This window comes from Parendozoicomonas callyspongiae, assembly GCF_023502345.1.
GTDB classification, from domain to species: Bacteria; Pseudomonadota; Gammaproteobacteria; order Pseudomonadales; family Endozoicomonadaceae; genus Sansalvadorimonas; species Sansalvadorimonas callyspongiae.
Map to the genome: position 1 here is coordinate 30,461 of NZ_JAMFLX010000003.1, position 17,882 is coordinate 48,342.

Here is a 17,882-nt window from a genome sequence, read left to right on the forward strand (position 1 = left end):
GCTGCTGGCAGTTAGATTAGTATCCCCCATCCAATCCATCCTGAGAAGATAGCAGGGAAAGCGGAATTTTCACGGAGACTGAGACAAACACCGGAGAATTACGTTTGTTTTAAACACTTTTTGAGTTCCAGATAATAAGCATTAACTGGCAAGCCACTTCAGGAAACGAAAAATATAGATTGTATTTTTATGACAGAGAGGTGAAAGAAATAGCAAGAGGAGGGGAAATGAAAGCAGAACCGTTGCTGCCCAGAGCAGGCAACAACGGCTTAAGCAGGGAATTACTCAGTCCAATCCAGAACGATCTTACCGGACTTGCCACTGGCCATAATTTCGAAGGCTTCTTCGAACTGGGACACAGGGAAGCGGTGAGTAATGATCGGATCCAGATCCAGGCCAGACTGCAGCATGCTGCCCATCTTGTACCAGGTTTCGAACATTTCACGACCGTAGATGCCTTTCAGGGTCAGCATCTTGAAGATCACCTGGTTCCAGTCGATGGTGGTATCAGCAGAAGGAATACCCAGCAGGGATACCTTGCCACCATTGTTCATCAGCTCCAGCATCTGCTCGAATGCACGACCGTTACCGGACATTTCCAGACCAACGTCGAAGCCTTCGGTCATGCCGAGGTCTTTCATCACGTTTTCCAGGTTCTGCTCAGCCACGTTTACAGCACTGGTTACGCCCATCTTGCGGGCCAGATCCAGGCGGTATTCGTTCACATCAGTGATCACAACGTGACGGGCACCGGCGTGACGGGCAACAGCTGCGCCCATAATGCCGATAGGACCAGCACCGGTAACCAGAACGTCTTCACCGACCATATCAAACTGCAGGGCAGTGTGAACGGCGTTGCCGTATGGATCGAAGATGGACGCCATATCATCGCTGATATCATCCGGCAGAGGGAATACGTTGGCAGCGGGAATACACAGGTACTCGGCAAAGCAACCAGGACGGTTTACGCCAACACCCTTGGTGTTACGGCACAGGTGACGACGGCCAGCACGGCAGTTACGGCAGTGGCCGCACACCAGATGGCCTTCACCAGAAACACGGTCACCTATCTTCAGACCCTGAACTTCCTGGCCAACTTCCACGATTTCACCAGCGAACTCGTGACCAACAGTCATACCCAGAGGGATAGTCTTCTGAGACCACTCATCCCAGTTGTAGATATGGATGTCAGTACCGCAGATAGCAGTCTTCTTGATCTTGATCAGAACGTCGTTATGGCCTGGAGTCGGGATTTCCTTCTCATCCATCCAGATGCCTTTTTCGGCATGCAGTTTGGCCAGAGTCTTCATCATGGTCATGGGGCTTACTCCGCGAGCCGCCGTTTCCTGACGGCTCAAAACTATAAATGTTGTTAATTAGACCTTAGCTGGTAATCAGTCTTAGCTGATGACCTTGAGTTCGCGGCCAACCTTGGCAAAAGCAGCAACCAGGTGATCAATCTGCTCTGTGGTGTGAGCAGCAGACATCTGGGTACGGATACGGGCCTTGCCATTCGGAACAACCGGGAAGCTGAAGGCAATCACGTAAATACCTTCTTTCAGCATGCGGTCAGCAAAGTCTTTGGCCAGAGCAGCGTCGCCCAGCATTACAGGGATGATTGGGTGATCCTTGCCTGCCAGAGTGAAGCCATGCTTTTCCATCTCTGCACGGAAGTGAGCCGCATTTTCACGCAGACGGGCACGCAGGTCATCGCCTGCAGCCAGCATATCGAGAACCTTCAGGGTTGCGGACGCGATGGTTGGGCACAGAGTGTTGGAGAACAGGTATGGACGGGAGCGGTTGCGCAGCCAGGCAATCACTTCTTTCTTACCAGAGGTGTAACCACCGGAAGCACCACCCATGGCCTTGCCCAGAGTACCTGTGATGATGTCAACGCGGCTCATAACATCGCAGTACTCGTGGGTACCACGACCTTTATCACCGACAAAGCCAACAGCGTGAGAGTCATCAACCATCACCAGCGCGTTGTACTTGTCAGCCAGATCACAGATGCCCTGCAGGTTGGCGATGATGCCATCCATGGAGAATACACCGTCGGTGGCGATCATCTTGTGGCGGCAGCCAGCTTCGTCAGCGGCTTTCAGCTGCTCTTCCAGAGATGCCATATCGTTGTTGGCATAACGGAAACGCTTAGCCTTACACAAACGCACACCGTCGATGATGGAAGCGTGGTTCAGAGAGTCACTGATAATCGCATCTTCAGCGCTCAGCACAGTTTCAAACAGACCGGCGTTGGCATCAAAGCAGGAGGAGTACAGGATAGTGTCTTCCATGCCCAGGAATTCGGACATGCGGTTTTCCAGTTCCTTGTGAACGTCCTGGGTACCACAGATAAAGCGGACAGACGCCATACCGTAGCCATATTTATCCAGAGCCTTCTGGCCTGCTTCGATCAGTTCTGGCGCATTGGCCAGACCAAGGTAGTTATTGGCACAGAAGTTCAGTACGTGCTCACCACCAGTAACAGTAATATCGGAAGACTGCTGGGAAGTAATTACACGCTCGTCCTTGTACAGGCCTTGCTCTTTCAGTTCTTCCAGCTGTGTGGATAACTGATCGTAAAATGCAGATTTCATCTTGGCTCCGGAATGGGTCCAGGGAAAATATCAACGCTTCTATTGAACATAGAAGCGGCAGGTTATATCACAAAACTGGCGGCATCTTACTGCTAATCCGGAAGTGTGGCGATAGCACAAACACCTAGCAGATTCCATGCCTATTGCCTAGGGAATACCACCACCCAGACAGGCAAACACAAATCATTTCATATATTTATTGTTTAAATTACAAAACATTATCTTTACTGATCTTATCAAACTTATTTAAAAAACCTTTTCATGCTGGTACTTACCACATTTTTCTGTTCGCATTCATCTCCACATTCAGCCGTTTAAAATTTAAAAATGAGGATGCATCCCGACTGTTCAAAAAAAGACACATTTAATCATCTATTGGCGGAGAAGAGGTGAAGCAACTTATCCACAGGTCATCCAGATGAGTTAACCAAATATACTGTGGATAACCTCATATTACCTCTCAAGAAAAATCTAATTGCTTTTTAAGGAGCTGGCTTGACTGGACTGGGACACGGTTTATCTAAAGAATCCAAGGAAAAACTACTCGACAATGATTCCACCTCTTCTGCTATGGCATTCAGTTCAAATTGATATGAATTAAAAAGTTTCTGCCTTCCCTTGTTATATCCTTTGAAATATTTCTTTACCCCATATTCTACAGTTTTAACACTCTCCCTTAAGAGCAACGTTTCCAATTTTTTCTTTTTAAAATAATTATTAAGAAGAATGCTCTTAGAGTACCTTTCAATCTCTTCGCTTATGTAATTACGTACACTCATTCCCTTCTTGTAGGGCTTTTCAAGATCGGCTCCTTTTTCAACTAATCGTTCAGCTATATCGAGGTATTCTTCACTAATGGCAAAACCGAGTGGCGTTGGTTTGCCTTCTGGACATAGATCAACCTGGATATGCTCTGACTCAAGAAGAAGCTGGACAACGCCAATACGGCCTTGCTGAGAAGCCAGTGACAACGGTGTTGCTCGACCTTTAATGCCCAGATTGACATCACACCCCATCTCTATCATTTTTTTTACTGCTTCAATGCTGCCTGCCTGGCTGGCCAGGCCAAGACATGTAACAGAAACCTTATCGCCTCTTCTCAATGTTAACTCTAGATAATCATTTGGCTGATACCCACTATGTTCAAGATACTGTTGAAGTATATGAATCTGACCTGTTTTACATGCTCTCTGAAGTGTTTGATAGTCTTCAGGAGTCAATAAAGCACTTACCTCTTGAGTACTGTAAAAAAACATACAGGTACCAATAGCAAAAGCCCGCCTGATAACGCGCCAATAGCTGGCTTGACTGTTGAGTTTCACAATCTCCCCCAGGTGCATACAAAAACAGGGGGAACAAATGTGGCACTCAGCAGAAATAAAGCAAGTAAAGAAACCTCTAAAACCCAGTACTTATCTGGGAGCAACGGTAAACACTTTCCAGCAGCTCTTCACTGGTTTTCTGGCTATCCAGCGTCATGGCTTCAGGTGATGCCGCATCCCGGGTGAGTACAATAAATCCCAGTTTTCGCAAAAGCTGCTCCTGAGAAAACTCTGGCCGGGGCAATATAGCAACCGACACTCCCCGGTCAAACAGTTCTCTTTCCAGCAATGCCAGCGTTTGGCATGAGGCGCTCTTCACCTGGATAATTTGAGGGGTTTGCCCAAAACGTGCCGCCCGCTCTTCAACGGTAACTGGCGTTTTTAACCCCGTGCGAACGGCTCCATTGATCATTCCGGCACCAACCGTCTCATTGGTTACACGGTCTATCACAATAAATGAGCCGGTTGAACGGTTACGCCGATAAGCATCAAAAGTGACAGCCCGGGAAAGAGACAAACGACAGTAGCCAATTTCATTCAGGGATAATGACTGTACCGTATGCTGTTCAAAACTATTCACATCAATCTGATGATGAATTTTTGAAACCTGACCGGCCGTTGTTACTGTTCCAAGCTTGATATCATACTGCCTGCCCGGTTTCAGAGGCTGTTCCCCCATCCAGACAATTTCAGCATCCAGCTCCTGTGCCTGTAAGGGTCTGGCATCAGGTGATACCAGCATATCCCCGCGACTGATATCAATTTCATCTTCCAGCGTTAAAGTGATTGCCTGGCCAAATGAAGCTTTTGGAAGATCGCCACCGAAGGTCACAATATCTTTGACCCTGCTGGCTTTTCCTGATGGCAGAGCAAGTATGGTATCTCCGGGTCTAATCTCACCAGCCACAACTGTTCCGGAAAAACCCCGAAACTCATGGTTCGGTCGATTCACATATTGAACGGGGAAACGGAACCCATCGAAATCATGGTCATGGGTAATATCAACAGATTCCAGCAGCTGCATCAGGGTACTACCAGAGTACCAGCCCATATGACGGCTGGCATTGACCACATTATCACCTTCAAGGGCTGATACCGGGACAAAACGAATATCACTGACTTCCAGCGATTCAGCAAAGTCCAGATAATCATTGCGGATATTCTCGAAAACATCCTGCTGGTATTCCACCAGATCCATTTTGTTAACTGCTACCACGATATGCTTGATACCAAGCAGGCTGGCAATAAAGCTGTGGCGGCGGGTCTGGGTCACTACACCATAGCGGGCATCAATAAGAATCACCGCCAAATCACAGGTAGAAGCGCCCGTGGCCATATTACGGGTGTACTGCTCATGCCCCGGGGTATCAGCAATAATAAATTTACGCTTTTCAGTGGAGAAGTAACGATAGGCAACATCAATGGTTATGCCCTGCTCCCGTTCAGCCTGAAGGCCGTCCACCAGCAGAGCGAGATCAATCTTCTCTCCCTGGGTACCAACACGCTTGCTGTCTCCTGCTACCGCTGCCAGTTGGTCTTCATAAACTATCTTGCTGTCGTGCAGCAGACGGCCAATCAATGTGCTTTTGCCATCATCAACGCTGCCGCAGGTCAGGAAACGAAGAAGCTCTTTACTCTCATGCTGCTTGAGGTAGCTGAGGATATCGGACTGGATCAAATCGGACTGATGGCTCATCAGAAATATCCTTCCTGCTTCTTCTTTTCCATGGAACCGGAGGAATCATGATCAATGGCACGACCCTGTCGTTCAGATGTTTTGGTCAGCAGCATCTCCTGGATAATTTCCGGGAGTGTTGCAGCTTCAGATTCCACTGCCCCGGTTAACGGATAACAGCCAAGGGTGCGGAAACGAACAGACTTTAATTTCGGTACTTCATCCTTCCCCAGAGGTATACGCTCATCGTCCACCATGATCTGCAAACCATCACGTTCAACAATTGGGCGCTTTGCGGAATAATAAAGGGGAACTATTTCAATATTCTCAAGCCAGATATATTGCCAGATATCCAGTTCTGTCCAGTTGGAAAGTGGAAAGACACGAATACTCTCCCCTTTTTCATGCTTGCCGTTATAGGTATTCCATAGTTCAGGCCTTTGATTCTTTGGATCCCAGCGGTGATTGCGGTCACGGAACGAATAAACCCGTTCCTTGGCACGGGATTTCTCTTCATCCCGGCGGGCACCACCAAAAGCCGCATCAAAACCGTATTTATCCAGAGCCTGTCGCAGCGCCTGGGTTTTCATAATATCGGTATGCTTGGCGCTGCCGTGGGTAAATGGTCCGACCCCGGCATCCACCCCTTCCTGATTTTTATGAATAATCAGATCAAGATTAAATTTCTCTGCCTGTTGATCCCGAAACTGAATCATCTCGCGGAACTTCCAGTTGGAATCAATATGCAACAGAGGGAACGGGATACGTCCCGGAAAGAAAGCCTTCCTGGCCAGATGCAGCATGACAGACGAGTCTTTTCCGATGGAATACATCATCACCGGATTATCAAACTCCGCTGCCACTTCACGAATAATATGTATACTTTCGGCTTCTAACTGCCGCAGGTGATTCAGGCTTTCATCTGAGCTCATGGTGAACTCCGTTATTGTCATAGAATCCCGCTGTTTCATAGGTTTATTGGAAGCGGGAAGACACTATATCAATAATCATAAGGAATATTAGCTGTCTTGATTAGAATATATTTGCATATTGATATGACTGCACGACTTGCCAGTCATGTCCCACGAACCTCTTTCAATTTTTTAACAATCTATTGGTCTTTTATCAGTCATCACTTGCAGCAATTCTAGGTCTTTTGATGTCCCTTTCGCTTTCAGCAATAAGGTCAGGCAGCCTTTCCCCTCTTGCTTCTTCTTTAAGTTTCTTTACTCTTTCTTTGAGGAAGGCAATCCTATCTGCCTCTGAAAAGCCTATGTTGCCTTGATACTTAGTATGCATTTCTGTAAGACAGCCAACATCACCTTCTGACAAGCCCTTCAGATTCGCAACATTCTTCTTAGGTAAAGGTTTTTTTAAAATTGATGATTTTTGAGTTGGCTTAGGGCTTCTTGCCTCCACCCACCATGACTCTGAAGCTTCCTCAAACATTCCTCTGGCTAAATTCAAATCCTCATGATCAAGTTTTACCGAACGCCTTACAGGCTCCCCATGGATTTTGATCTTGTTAAAATCTTCCTCAATGAGAAGCGCATCTTCCAACGCATAGAGTGTTTTGGGGTGCTCTCCGCGAATATAACCAACAGTGTTTGTAGTAGGAAAGAAGCCAACTTCAGCTTTGTCAGTTTCCGTATCAATATTACGGTGCCCCCGCTTTCTTAAGACTCTTTTTCTATCCTGTCCCTGTTGGATGTCAAAATTACCAAGTTCTTTGGAATCAGGGAGAGGTTGATATTGATTATCGATAGTATTTGTTGATAGCTGCCTTTCAAGCTCATCCTCTGACAATATTCTCGGGGTAGGTTTGGCAGCCCCAGTCAAATTTATTGCTTGTACGCTGCGCCCAACCAGGACACAGTTATTCCCAAAAGTTTTCAGCCCTGACCACATACTTTGTTCCTCCATGAAACTCCAGCACTCACGATTAGAACAGCAGAGAGGCTACTTGTTCACATGATTGTCAGTATTCCTGACAACTCAATTACCATGAAATCCAGCTTTTCCCCACAAACAGCCATGACCAATCTTCGGCCACCCCTAACCATGAAAATGGTGGAGTCAACTCACCATACCTTATCTGTCGGCGAGGCGGTCTTATTCTGCCCGCTCAGTGCCTATTTTCATGGTAAACAGTGAGATAAGAAACACCCGACCCAAATTCTCAGGCCGGGAGGTATACCAAAGTTCTAGACCGGGTTGCCAATATCAAAGAACTGATGCTCCAGCCCATGTTCTTTTTCAAGCCATTCGCCAAAAGCCATAACACCACCACGCTCGGTGGCATGATGCCCGGCAGCAATATAGTGAATACCCTCTTCCCTGGCGGTATGAACGGTCGACTCTGATATTTCCCCGCTGATAAAAGCATCCACTCCTGCAGCCAGTGCTTTATCGATGTAACCCTGTGCGCCACCTGTGCACCAACCAATAGTCTTGATCGGGTGATCTCCTCCGCTAATTAGCAGGGGTTCACGCCCTAATACTCCGCCAACTCTCTTGCCAAAATCTTCCAGAGTTTCCGGGGTATCCAGTTCACCGATATTACCAATAGGTCGGCTTTCCAGAGGATCGAGGGGGCCGGTTTCACAGATATTAAGCATGCTGGCCAGGGTTGCGTTATTTCCCATGGTCGGATGAGCATCAAGTGGAAGGTGATAAACCAGCAGGCTCAAGTCATTGGCCAATAGTTTCTGCAACCTGCGTTTTTTCATACCCACGATCTGGGCATTCTCGCTTTTCCAGAAATAACCGTGATGTACCAGCAGGGCATCTGCGCCCCAGCTGATGGCCTTATCAATCAGGGCTTCGCAGGCTGTTACCCCTGTGGCAATTTTTAGAACGTCAGGCTTCCCTTCAACCTGCAGGCCATTTGGACAATAATCCCGAAACTGTTCCGGTTGCAGTTCATTTCCCAGAATTTCAATAAGCTCTTTCAGTTTCATTAGCGTTCCAGTAGGTAAATCACGGTCATTACGCTCCCGAATAGTTGATTATCGGGTGTTCCCATATATCCATGGGCAGGCAACTTCCTATAATATCTGGTACTGCCATTCTATGTCCTGTCAAGCTAGAGTGGCATAAAACACATGACAAGGATCGGATCACTATTTCCATGACCAGGTTTTTGCGCACTCTTAGCTGGTTCGGCTGGCCGACCCTATGTGGTTTGCTGGTTGCTTTTCTGCTGCTTCAGCAATATCCATCCCTTTCCGGCATACAGCCCCCGCAAAGCCAACAGACTGAAATCATCCCTTTCAACGGCCCTATGTCATTTAACAGCGCCGTTGAAAAAGCCGCGCCATCCGTCGTCAGTATTTTTACCCAGCGAAGCCTGCGCCGCCCCAAAAACCACGATAATAACCTGATTAACGATAGTTACAGCCAGAACAGGGTTCCCCGCCGCCAGCTTGTGCAATCCAGCCTGGGATCCGGTGTTATTGTCAGCCCGGCCGGATATATCCTGACCAATAACCATGTTATTAACGGTGCTGACGATATTATTGTTGCCCTGCAGGACTATCGTGAAACCCGGGCTGCGGTGATTGGCTCAGACCCAGATACTGACCTCGCCGTTCTTAAGATTGATCTTGATGACCTCCCCAGCGCCGACTGGGCCAACTCCAAAGAAGTGAGAATTGGCGATATTGTTTTGGCTATAGGTAACCCATTTGGGCTTGGTCAGACCGTAAGTCAGGGAATTATCAGCGCAACCCGCCGAGATCTGCGCCTGAGCACCTATGAAGGCTTTCTGCAGACCGATGCCGCCATCAATATTGGTAACTCCGGTGGAGCACTGGTGAATACAAAGGGTGAGCTTGTCGGGATATCAACAGCCATTATCTCCAGCGATGGCGGTAGCGAAGGGCTTGGATTTGCCATCCCGTCCAATCTGGCCAAATTCGTAATGACCTCCATTGTCGAGCGTGGCCGGGTTATCCGGGGCTGGCTGGGGATCGAATCCACCGCCCTCAGCTCAGAACTGGCCGAAGCATTCAACCTGCCACTGGGCAGTGGCATTCTGATCTCCGGTATCTATGACGGCGGCCCTGCTGACCAGGCTGGTCTTCAAAGGGGAGATATCATTCTCCGTATCAATGATATGGTAACCTACGATGCCCGCAGGGTTATGAACAAAGTCGCCAAGCTTAAGCCGGGGTCGAAAGTTTCTATCGTCGTTCTCAGGAACGGAAAGGAACTCTCACTTCTGACTGAGGTTGGAGAGAGACCCGATTCAGTCCCCCGAACCTAAAAGCTAACCAGTTAGGCATACTGACAGCCCTGTCAGGGCTTCCAATTCACTCCTCACGCATAATCCCGGCTTTACTAATACAAGGAAGCGTTAGGAGACTGGCTATGGATATGCGTCAATCATCACTTTGCTCATTCCCAGAAAATGCTCGCAGTGTCTACTTTTCTGTTGGCCAAGAGGTCCTTCAGACAGTAAAAAGTGGTTTTCGCTCTATTGGAATGATCTCTAGCTCAATAAAATCAAGCCTTGGCCTCACCGCCTCCACAAAAAAAGAAGAGTTTGAGAGTGAAGATGAGCTGACCAGCCTCTGCAATCGCAACATCTATGAATGGACTAAGGTTGACAAGAGAAATTTTATCCCAACCAGTGCCCCTGACGTCGATCAAAGTATCCCTGTAGCGACTAACCCTTTTTATCTTGTCACCGATTATCTAACAGAATCCATGAAAAGCCTGAGCAACAGTGTCATGTCATCCCTGGGTAGTCTTCATAATGCAGAGGACGACGACCCAACTGCAAGCATAAGCAGCCACCTGTCTCTTATGAACTCCATCTCAGAAGATTCGCTTAGAGAAGGTCAGGAAAAACTTCCCTATACCTCTTACTGGCCCCGTGACATTCTCAGAACCTATGTTCATAACCTGACTGAGCGGGAGCGCCAGAATTGGATCGACAGAATAAGGGACTGGGAGTTTAAGCTTGGAAATATGATCAGGCAGCAGGTTATCTTTAATGGCTACAAATTTTTCTGCAAAGCCTGTTTTTTCCTGATGAGAAGTCAGATGCCCGAAGCAATGGGGGACGCATTCAATATGCTGGATCATGAAAGGCGCTGTTATGGAGAGCACCGCCCCTTCTAGAAACAGCATATAAAAAAGGGGCATCCTTGGGGATGCCCCTTTTTTATAGTTCTTTTTCCGCCAGTTACTTGATTCGGTACTCTGCCGATCTGGCATGAGCAGTTAACCCTTCTCCCCGAGCCAGAACCGAGGCAACCTGTCCGGCTTTCGAAGCTCCTGCTTCAGAAAAGTGAATTAAGGATGTTTTCTTCTGGAAATCATAAACGCCCAGCGGAGATGAAAACCTTGCCGTTCCGGATGTCGGAAGAACATGATTCGGACCTGCACAGTAATCTCCAAGCGCCTCGGCTGTATAACGTCCCATAAAGATCGCACCGGCGTGGCGGATAAGAGAGAGCAGTTCTTCCGGCTCTTCAACCGAGAGTTCCAGGTGCTCGGGAGCAATACGGTTCACCACCTCGGCCCCTGCCTTCATATCAGGAACATGGATCAATGCACCACGATCATTCACAGAAGTCGTGATGATTCCCTTGCGTTCCATAGTGGGCAGCAGGCGATTCATGCTCTCCTGCACCTGATCCAGGAACTCCAGATCCGGGCTAATCAGAATTGCCTGAGCATCTTCATCGTGCTCAGCCTGCGAGAACAGATCCATGGCGATCCAGTCCGGATCTGTCTTGCCATCAGAAATCACCAGAATCTCTGAAGGGCCCGCAATCATATCAATACCAACCTGTCCGAAGACCATACGTTTGGCTGTGGCGACATAAATATTTCCGGGGCCGACAATCTTATCCACAGCAGGGACAGACTCTGTGCCATAGGCCAGGGCTGCAATAGCCTGCGCACCACCAATGGTTAATACGCGCTCAACACCTGCCAGTGCTGCGGCCGCCAGCACCAGTTCATTCAGCTCACCACCGGGCGTGGGAACAACCATTACCACTTCCTGCACCCCCGCCACATTGGCCGGAATGGCATTCATCAAAACGGATGATGGATAAGCAGCCTGTCCACCAGGAACATACAGACCAACCCGATCCAAAGGGGTAAACCGCTGGCCAAGTACAGTCCCATCTTCTTCCTGGAAACTCCAGTCCTGCTGTAGCTGCTTTTCGTGGTAACTGCGGATACGCGCTGCCGCGATTTCCAGAGCATTACGCTGCTCATCGGAAAGGCTTACAAGAGCCTGCTGAAGGCGTTCTTTATTTAGAATCAGTTCTTCGGCAGAAGTTGCGGTAAGATGGTCAAACTTGCGGGTAAATTCCAGCAGCGCAGAATCTCCCTCATTCCGCACTCTCTCAACGATATCTGTAACAACCTGCTGAACGTTGGCATCTGAGACAGACTCCCATGCCAGTAATGTATCCAACTGCTGTTTAAAGGTTTCACTTCCATAAACCAGCCTTGATGGCTGTAGCATTTCGCTGGCCATAACTACCCTCTGCACAAAATCTTTTACGTTAGAAAGCTTTTTCAGCTTCTTTGTTCCCTGGCCACCGCCACGCCCATCTGTTCCACAAGCTGACTGATCATAGCGTGTTTCACTTTCATGGAGGCTTTATTCACCACCAGGCGGGAGCTGATATCTGCAATATGCTCGCGGGGTTCAAGTCCATTTGCTTTCAGGGTATTACCGGTATCAACAATATCGACAATCTGGTCTGCCAGACCAATCAGTGGAGCCAGTTCCATGGAACCGTAGAGTTTGATGATATCTACCTGTTTGCCCTGGCTCGCATAATATTTCTTGGCAACATTCACAAACTTGGTCGCAACCCGAACTCTTTTGCCTGGCTGTTCCTGGTAACCAACAGGCGCTGCCGTCATTAACCGGCACCGGGAAATATTCAAATCCAGGGGTTCATACAGTTCATCGGAGTCATGTTCCATCAGGACATCTTTGCCTGCTACGCCGATATCTGCAGCACCATGTTCAACATAGGTGGGCACATCACTGGCCCGGACAATCAACAGTCGGATATGGGAATGGTTGGTAGGAATAATAAGCTTGCGGGTTTTGCTGATATCTTCAGCCGGCTTGATGCCAGCCTGCTCCAGCAAGGGACAGGTATCCTCAAGTATGCGCCCTTTGGACAGCGCTATCGTCAACGAATTTGAAATCATTATTATCCGACTATGTGATTGCGATGGTGATATAGGAATTATTAGAGATATCGCAAGACTACATCTCACCCCCAATACACACAAGCTCCGCTACGGGAAACCGCAACGGAGCCTGTCAGATCAGGAATATAAAGCCGGTTTAGCGTGGCAGTCGACGAATAGTCGCACCCAACTGGTGCAGCTTCTCCTCGATACATTCATAACCACGGTCGATGTGGTAAATGCGATCAACAATGGTGTCACCATCAGCAACCAGACCGGAAATAACCAAGCTGGCAGAGGCACGCAGATCCGTAGCCATAACCGGTGCAGCTTTCAGTCTTTCCACACCGTGGACAATGGCAGTATTACCTTCCACATCAATGGTGGCACCCATCCGCTTCATTTCTTGAACATGCATAAAGCGGTTTTCGAAAATAGTTTCGGTGATAGCACCAGTGCCTTCAGCAACAGCATTCATGGCAGTAAACTGCGCCTGAACATCCGTTGGCATGGCCGGGTAAGGAGCTGTTTTCAGGCTGATAGCCTTTGGACGACGGCCTTCCATATCCAGCTCAATCCAGTCTTCACCATACTCAATCTTGGCACCGGCTTCACGCAGTTTGACCAGTACGGCATCCAGAATATGAGGATCAGTATCTTTAACACGTACACGGCCACGGGTAGCTGCGGCAGCAATCAGGTAGGTGCTGGTTTCAATACGATCAGGCAGAACGGAGTAAACACAGCCATTCAGGCTTTCTACGCCCTGGATGCGGATGGTATCAGTACCATGGCCAACGATGTTTGCACCCATACGGATCAGGCAGTCGGCCAGATCGACAATTTCCGGTTCACGGGCCGCATTCTCGATAATGGTTTCGCCTTCCGCCAGCGTCGCCGCCATCAACAGATTTTCGGTACCGGTTACTGTGACAGTTTCCAGAACAATACGGGCACCTTTCAGGCGCTTGGCGCGGGCCTTGATGTAACCGTCTTCCACAACAACATCTGCACCCATGGCCTCCAGACCACGAATATGCAGATCGACCGGACGGCTACCGATACCACAACCACCTGGCAGAGCGACTTCGGCATAACCAAAGCGAGCCACAAGAGGACCAAGCACCAGAATGGATGCACGCATGGTTTTTACCAGATCGTAAGGTGCCGTCTGGTGGCGAATGGTGCTGGCGTGCACCTCAACATTCATCTTCTCATCAATCATCAGCTCCACACCCATGCAGCCAAACAGCTCGATCATGGTGGTGATATCGTGGAGATGAGGCAGGTTGCAGACGGTAACAGGCTCTGAGGCCAACAGGGTAGATGCCAGGATCGGCAGAGCAGAGTTTTTGGCTCCGGAGATTCGAATTTCTCCGTCCAGCCGGTTACCGCCAGTAATTATCAGTTTGTCCATCGAATATCCGCAGGTAAAACGCTATCCGAGCCGGCTCAGCCCTGCTGGGCCTTCCACTCGTTTTGGGTAAAGGTCTGCATAGTCACAGCATGAATGGTTCCGGCTGCAATCAGCTCGTTGAGATGGGTATAGACCATCTGCTGGCGCTTGACCGGTAACACACCCTCAAAAACATCGGAAACCACAGTCAGGCGAAAGTCGCAGCCTTCCCCTGAGACATCGACCAGGGCCCCATCCATTTTCTCTTCTAGCAGTTGTTTAACTTCACTGGCATGCATAGAACTCTAACCGGATCGGAAACAAAAGAGCTCTATGATAGGGAAGTGGCGGTCAGGAAACCAGCGTCCAGAAGCCGCCGAACAGTAAAAATCTGAAAATTTTCCTGAAAATGATCTAGCCCAGATTCTCGCTGGGAATGATTGGTAGCATGCTCTCGATATCACAAACCTTGGCCAGCGCCATCAGGTCCTGAGAGAAACCACAGAAAGAGAGCCTCATCTGGCGGCCTTTTGCCCTGCGCAGCCAGGACAGCAGCATTGCCAGAGCGGAGCTGTCAGCCTGACCAATCGCAGACATATCAATGACCAGCTCTTTCTCTTCCTGGCTGACCAGAAGCTGCCACCCCTGTTCAACAAGAACCGGGGTATTCCAGACATCAACATCGCCACTCAGAACAAAACGTCCGGGCTTAACAGGACTCAGGCCTGCAGTCATGACTTCGCCTTTTCCTTTTCTTTCAGCTCTTTCTGTTGCTGATCAGTTTCCTGCTGCATCAGGGATGGCCACTTATCGATTACAGTGGCAACACTGCGGTATTTGTTCATGGCATCCTGGAACTGGTTACGGAACTGGATACCAATATTAATACCTTCAACAACAATGTTGCGTACCTTCCACTGCCCGTCCTTCTTCATCACGGAATAGGACATGGCATACTCGGTATCCTTGCTGCGAATTTTCAGGCCAACAGGAATGGAACGGCTCTTGCCTGCCTCATAGGCTTTCAGCGTATCAGCAGAAACAGAATCAACCTTGCCCAGGGTCAGCTGACTGGTATCAAAAGTAAGCACGGCCTTACTGTAGAAGGTCACCAGGCTGTCGCGAAAGACTTTAGTAAAGCGTGCGATTTCAGCATCCGTTGCACGGTGGGCATATTTCCCCATAACTCCCCGACCCATTTCATCGAAGGCAATTACAGGATCGATAATCTGTTCCACATCGTCGTAGAACTTACCGGGATTCTTTTCGTATACCGCCCGTTCGGTTTTCAGAAGCTGTATAACCTTGCCCGTCGCATCGCCGACAATTTTATCCGGTCCGTCCGCTGCCTGGGCGGTTGTAGTCAACGCCCAAAAGCAAACCATAAGACCAGCAAAAAAATTCCGTAGACTGACATTCATAAAACAGCTCCCTTCAAAAAATTACAGCCAGAGTTGGTTAGAACTCACCACCACTATCGTCACCTTCTTTGCCGACAGAGCCCAACAGGAACTTGCCGATAAGATCTTCCAGAACGATAGCAGATTGAGTGTCGTCTATAGTTTCCCCTTCCTTATAAAATTCACGGGAACCGCCAACACTGATGCCAATAAACTTCTCACCCAGCAGGCCGGCAGTAATGATTGCTGCAGTACTGTCTACTGGAATGTTATCGACGTCCGAATCAATATCCATAACGACCCGGCCCATATAGGTTTTCTTGTCCAGCTCTACTGAGACCACCCGACCGATGGTCACACCAGCCATAGATACTTTGGCCCGATGACTCAGCGAGCCAATATTATCGAACTCGGCATAGAGCCGGTATGTGCTGTCATTGGAATCAACAGACAGACCACTCACCCGCAAGGCCAGAAGAACAAGAGCAAAGATTCCCGCCAGAAGGAAGGCACCAACGCTGATCTCAACGGTTCGCATCCGCATTTTTTTATAAATCTCCAAACATCACGGCTGTGAGGATAAAGTCCAGCCCCAAAACAGCGAGGGAGCCATAAACAACAGTCCGAGTGGTCGCCCGACTGATTCCCTCTGAAGTCGGTGTTGCGTCATATCCCTGAAACACGGAGATCCAGGTGACAACGAAGCCAAAGACCACACTCTTGATCAAACCATCAACAATATCGTTTCGGAAATCGACAGCCTGCTGCATATTGCCCCAGAACGAACCTTCATAGATTCCCAGCCAGTCGACTCCAATCATGGCACCACCAAAGATACCGACCATGGAAAAAATGCCGGCCAGAAGAGGCATGCTGATCACACCAGCCCAGAAGCGGGGAGCAATGACACGCTTAAGTGGATCTACACCGATCATTTCCAGGCTGGAGAGCTGCTCGGTTGCCTTCATCAGGCCAATTTCAGCCGTCAGTGCGGAGCCTGCCCGCCCGGCAAACAAGAGCGCTGTAACAACCGGCCCCAGCTCTCTCACCAGGCTGAGAGCAACAAGCTGTCCAATAGACTGCTCACTGCCATAACGAATAAGAATGTTATATCCCTGCAGCCCCAGCACCATGCCGATAAACAGTCCCGATACAGTAATAATAATCAGGGACAGTACGCCAACAGAATAAATTTGTTTGATCAGCAGAGGAGTAAAAGATCCATATCCACTCCGTCGCCCAAAAACGGATTGGAACAACATGATTGTTGCGCGGCCAATAGCCTGGACAATATCAAGCCCGGTTCGGCCAAAAGCTGCCAGGTGATCCAGCGCCTGCTTCATGAAAGATCCCCCAACAACTCATGCCGATAGTCGGCTGCCGGATAATGAAATGGAACAGGGCCGTCAGGAATACCCTTCATAAACTGGCGTACCCGTGGGTCGTCAGAAGCCAGCAGTTCATCGGGCGAACCCTGGCCAATCACATGCCCGTCCGCCAGTAGGTAAAGATAATCAGCGATGCTGGCCGTTTCACTCAGATCATGAGAAACCACAAGACTGGTCAGTCCAAGAGCATCGTTAAGCATGCGAACCAGGTTTACCAGCACCCCCATGGCAACCGGATCCTGACCAACAAACGGTTCGTCATACATAATAAAATCAGGATCAAGCGCAATAGCCCGGGCCAAAGCTACACGACGGGCCATACCTCCAGACAGTTCTGATGGCATAAGCTGACTGGCACCACGCAAACCTACCGCCTGCAACTTCATCAAGACGATATCGCGAATCATGACTTCCGGAAGGTGGGTATGAACCCTGAGAGGAAAGGCGACATTTTCGAAGACAGTCAGATCTGTGAACAGTGCGCCACTCTGGAATAGCATACCCATTCGGGAACGTATATGGAAAAGCTCGTCCCGGCCAGTCTGGTTTAAATTTTGACCATCCACAATGACCTGACCTGCATCAGGTTTCAGCTGGGCACCGATAAGCCGCAGAAGAGTGGTTTTACCCGTTCCGCTCGGACCCATAATTCCTGTGACCTTCCCCTTGGGAATATCAAGGTCAATATTATTGAAAATGACCCGATCACCCCGATAAAACGTCAGGCCACGAATCTGAATATAATTATCTTGTTCAGGCTTCATCGGATACTGGCCACCCAGCGAGCTAGTCCACTTCCCTGGATAGACGACACTCCTCACTTTTAAACAGTCAGCGCAAATCAGGTAATTTGGATTTGATTGAGTATTCTAACACTCAACAGGCTGGAAAAGCAGCTTACTTAACACGAAGGTACAACTAAAAAATG

The 17,882-nt window shown here is 48.9% G+C and carries 18 protein-coding genes; 2 read left to right on the top strand and 16 right to left on the bottom strand.

The features are described 5' to 3' along the window. Window positions 1-281: 281 nt before the first annotated feature. From tdh to M3P05_RS02785, 7 genes are all read right to left on the bottom strand, one after another. Window positions 282-1,310, bottom strand: a complete 1,029-nt coding sequence (tdh, locus tag M3P05_RS02755) for an L-threonine 3-dehydrogenase (protein WP_249697908.1) — start codon at window positions 1,308-1,310, stop codon at window positions 282-284. A gap of 90 nt (window positions 1,311-1,400) precedes the next feature. Beyond that, window positions 1,401-2,597: a glycine C-acetyltransferase gene (locus tag M3P05_RS02760; protein WP_249697707.1), complete on the bottom strand. Its 1,197-nt coding sequence runs from the start codon at window positions 2,595-2,597 to the stop codon at window positions 1,401-1,403. Window positions 2,598-3,079: 482 nt separating this feature from the next. Continuing rightward, window positions 3,080-3,919, bottom strand: a complete 840-nt coding sequence (locus M3P05_RS02765) for an ankyrin repeat domain-containing protein (protein WP_249697708.1) — start codon at window positions 3,917-3,919, stop codon at window positions 3,080-3,082. Window positions 3,920-3,995: 76 nt separating this feature from the next. After that, the gene (cysN, locus tag M3P05_RS02770) at window positions 3,996-5,615 is read right to left on the bottom strand and encodes a sulfate adenylyltransferase subunit CysN (protein ID WP_249697709.1); all 1,620 of its coding nucleotides are present in this window, start codon (window positions 5,613-5,615) and stop codon (window positions 3,996-3,998) included. Beyond that, the gene (cysD, locus tag M3P05_RS02775; RefSeq protein ID WP_283777653.1) at window positions 5,615-6,547 is read right to left on the bottom strand and encodes a sulfate adenylyltransferase subunit CysD; all 933 of its coding nucleotides are present in this window, start codon (window positions 6,545-6,547) and stop codon (window positions 5,615-5,617) included. The genes cysN and cysD overlap by 1 nt, the downstream gene beginning before the upstream one ends. Window positions 6,548-6,719: 172 nt before the next feature. Beyond that, window positions 6,720-7,502, bottom strand: coding sequence for a hypothetical protein (locus tag M3P05_RS02780; RefSeq protein ID WP_249697711.1), 783 nt, complete (start codon window positions 7,500-7,502; stop codon window positions 6,720-6,722). Between the two features lie 296 nt (window positions 7,503-7,798). Next, window positions 7,799-8,554 (bottom strand): Nif3-like dinuclear metal center hexameric protein, encoded by a 756-nt coding sequence (locus M3P05_RS02785; RefSeq protein ID WP_249697712.1) that lies wholly within the window; start codon window positions 8,552-8,554, stop codon window positions 7,799-7,801. Between the two features lie 170 nt (window positions 8,555-8,724). Here M3P05_RS02785 and M3P05_RS02790 point away from each other — a divergent pair, with 170 nt between their 5' ends. Together M3P05_RS02790 and M3P05_RS02795 are read left to right on the top strand one after the other, a co-directional pair. Then, complete coding sequence (locus M3P05_RS02790; RefSeq protein WP_249697713.1) at window positions 8,725-9,861, top strand: S1C family serine protease; 1,137 nt, start codon at window positions 8,725-8,727, stop codon at window positions 9,859-9,861. 104 nt (window positions 9,862-9,965) lie between these two features. Continuing rightward, window positions 9,966-10,721 (top strand): hypothetical protein, encoded by a 756-nt coding sequence (locus M3P05_RS02795; RefSeq protein ID WP_249697714.1) that lies wholly within the window; start codon window positions 9,966-9,968, stop codon window positions 10,719-10,721. A 64-nt stretch (window positions 10,722-10,785) separates the two neighbouring features. Here the strand turns inward: M3P05_RS02795 and hisD are convergent, their stop codons facing one another. From hisD to M3P05_RS02840, 9 genes are all read right to left on the bottom strand, one after another. Beyond that, window positions 10,786-12,096, bottom strand: coding sequence for a histidinol dehydrogenase (gene hisD / locus M3P05_RS02800; RefSeq protein ID WP_249697715.1), 1,311 nt, complete (start codon window positions 12,094-12,096; stop codon window positions 10,786-10,788). 41 nt (window positions 12,097-12,137) lie between these two features. Continuing rightward, window positions 12,138-12,785: an ATP phosphoribosyltransferase gene (gene hisG / locus M3P05_RS02805; RefSeq protein WP_249697910.1), complete on the bottom strand. Its 648-nt coding sequence runs from the start codon at window positions 12,783-12,785 to the stop codon at window positions 12,138-12,140. 142 nt (window positions 12,786-12,927) lie between these two features. After that, window positions 12,928-14,187, bottom strand: coding sequence for a UDP-N-acetylglucosamine 1-carboxyvinyltransferase (gene murA, locus M3P05_RS02810; protein ID WP_249697716.1), 1,260 nt, complete (start codon window positions 14,185-14,187; stop codon window positions 12,928-12,930). 35 nt (window positions 14,188-14,222) lie between these two features. Continuing rightward, complete coding sequence (locus M3P05_RS02815) at window positions 14,223-14,465, bottom strand: BolA family protein (RefSeq protein ID WP_249697717.1); 243 nt, start codon at window positions 14,463-14,465, stop codon at window positions 14,223-14,225. Between the two features lie 115 nt (window positions 14,466-14,580). Beyond that, complete coding sequence (locus tag M3P05_RS02820; RefSeq protein ID WP_249697718.1) at window positions 14,581-14,901, bottom strand: STAS domain-containing protein; 321 nt, start codon at window positions 14,899-14,901, stop codon at window positions 14,581-14,583. After that, complete coding sequence (locus M3P05_RS02825) at window positions 14,898-15,587, bottom strand: MlaC/ttg2D family ABC transporter substrate-binding protein (RefSeq protein ID WP_249697719.1); 690 nt, start codon at window positions 15,585-15,587, stop codon at window positions 14,898-14,900. The genes M3P05_RS02820 and M3P05_RS02825 overlap by 4 nt, the downstream gene beginning before the upstream one ends. Before the next feature lie 37 nt (window positions 15,588-15,624). Beyond that, window positions 15,625-16,110, bottom strand: a complete 486-nt coding sequence (mlaD, locus tag M3P05_RS02830; RefSeq protein ID WP_249697720.1) for an outer membrane lipid asymmetry maintenance protein MlaD — start codon at window positions 16,108-16,110, stop codon at window positions 15,625-15,627. Window positions 16,111-16,114: 4 nt separating this feature from the next. After that, complete coding sequence (gene mlaE / locus M3P05_RS02835; RefSeq protein ID WP_249697721.1) at window positions 16,115-16,909, bottom strand: lipid asymmetry maintenance ABC transporter permease subunit MlaE; 795 nt, start codon at window positions 16,907-16,909, stop codon at window positions 16,115-16,117. Continuing rightward, window positions 16,906-17,718, bottom strand: a complete 813-nt coding sequence (locus M3P05_RS02840; protein ID WP_249697722.1) for an ATP-binding cassette domain-containing protein — start codon at window positions 17,716-17,718, stop codon at window positions 16,906-16,908. Before M3P05_RS02840 ends, mlaE begins: the two co-directional genes overlap by 4 nt. Between the last annotated feature and the right edge of the window lie 164 nt (window positions 17,719-17,882).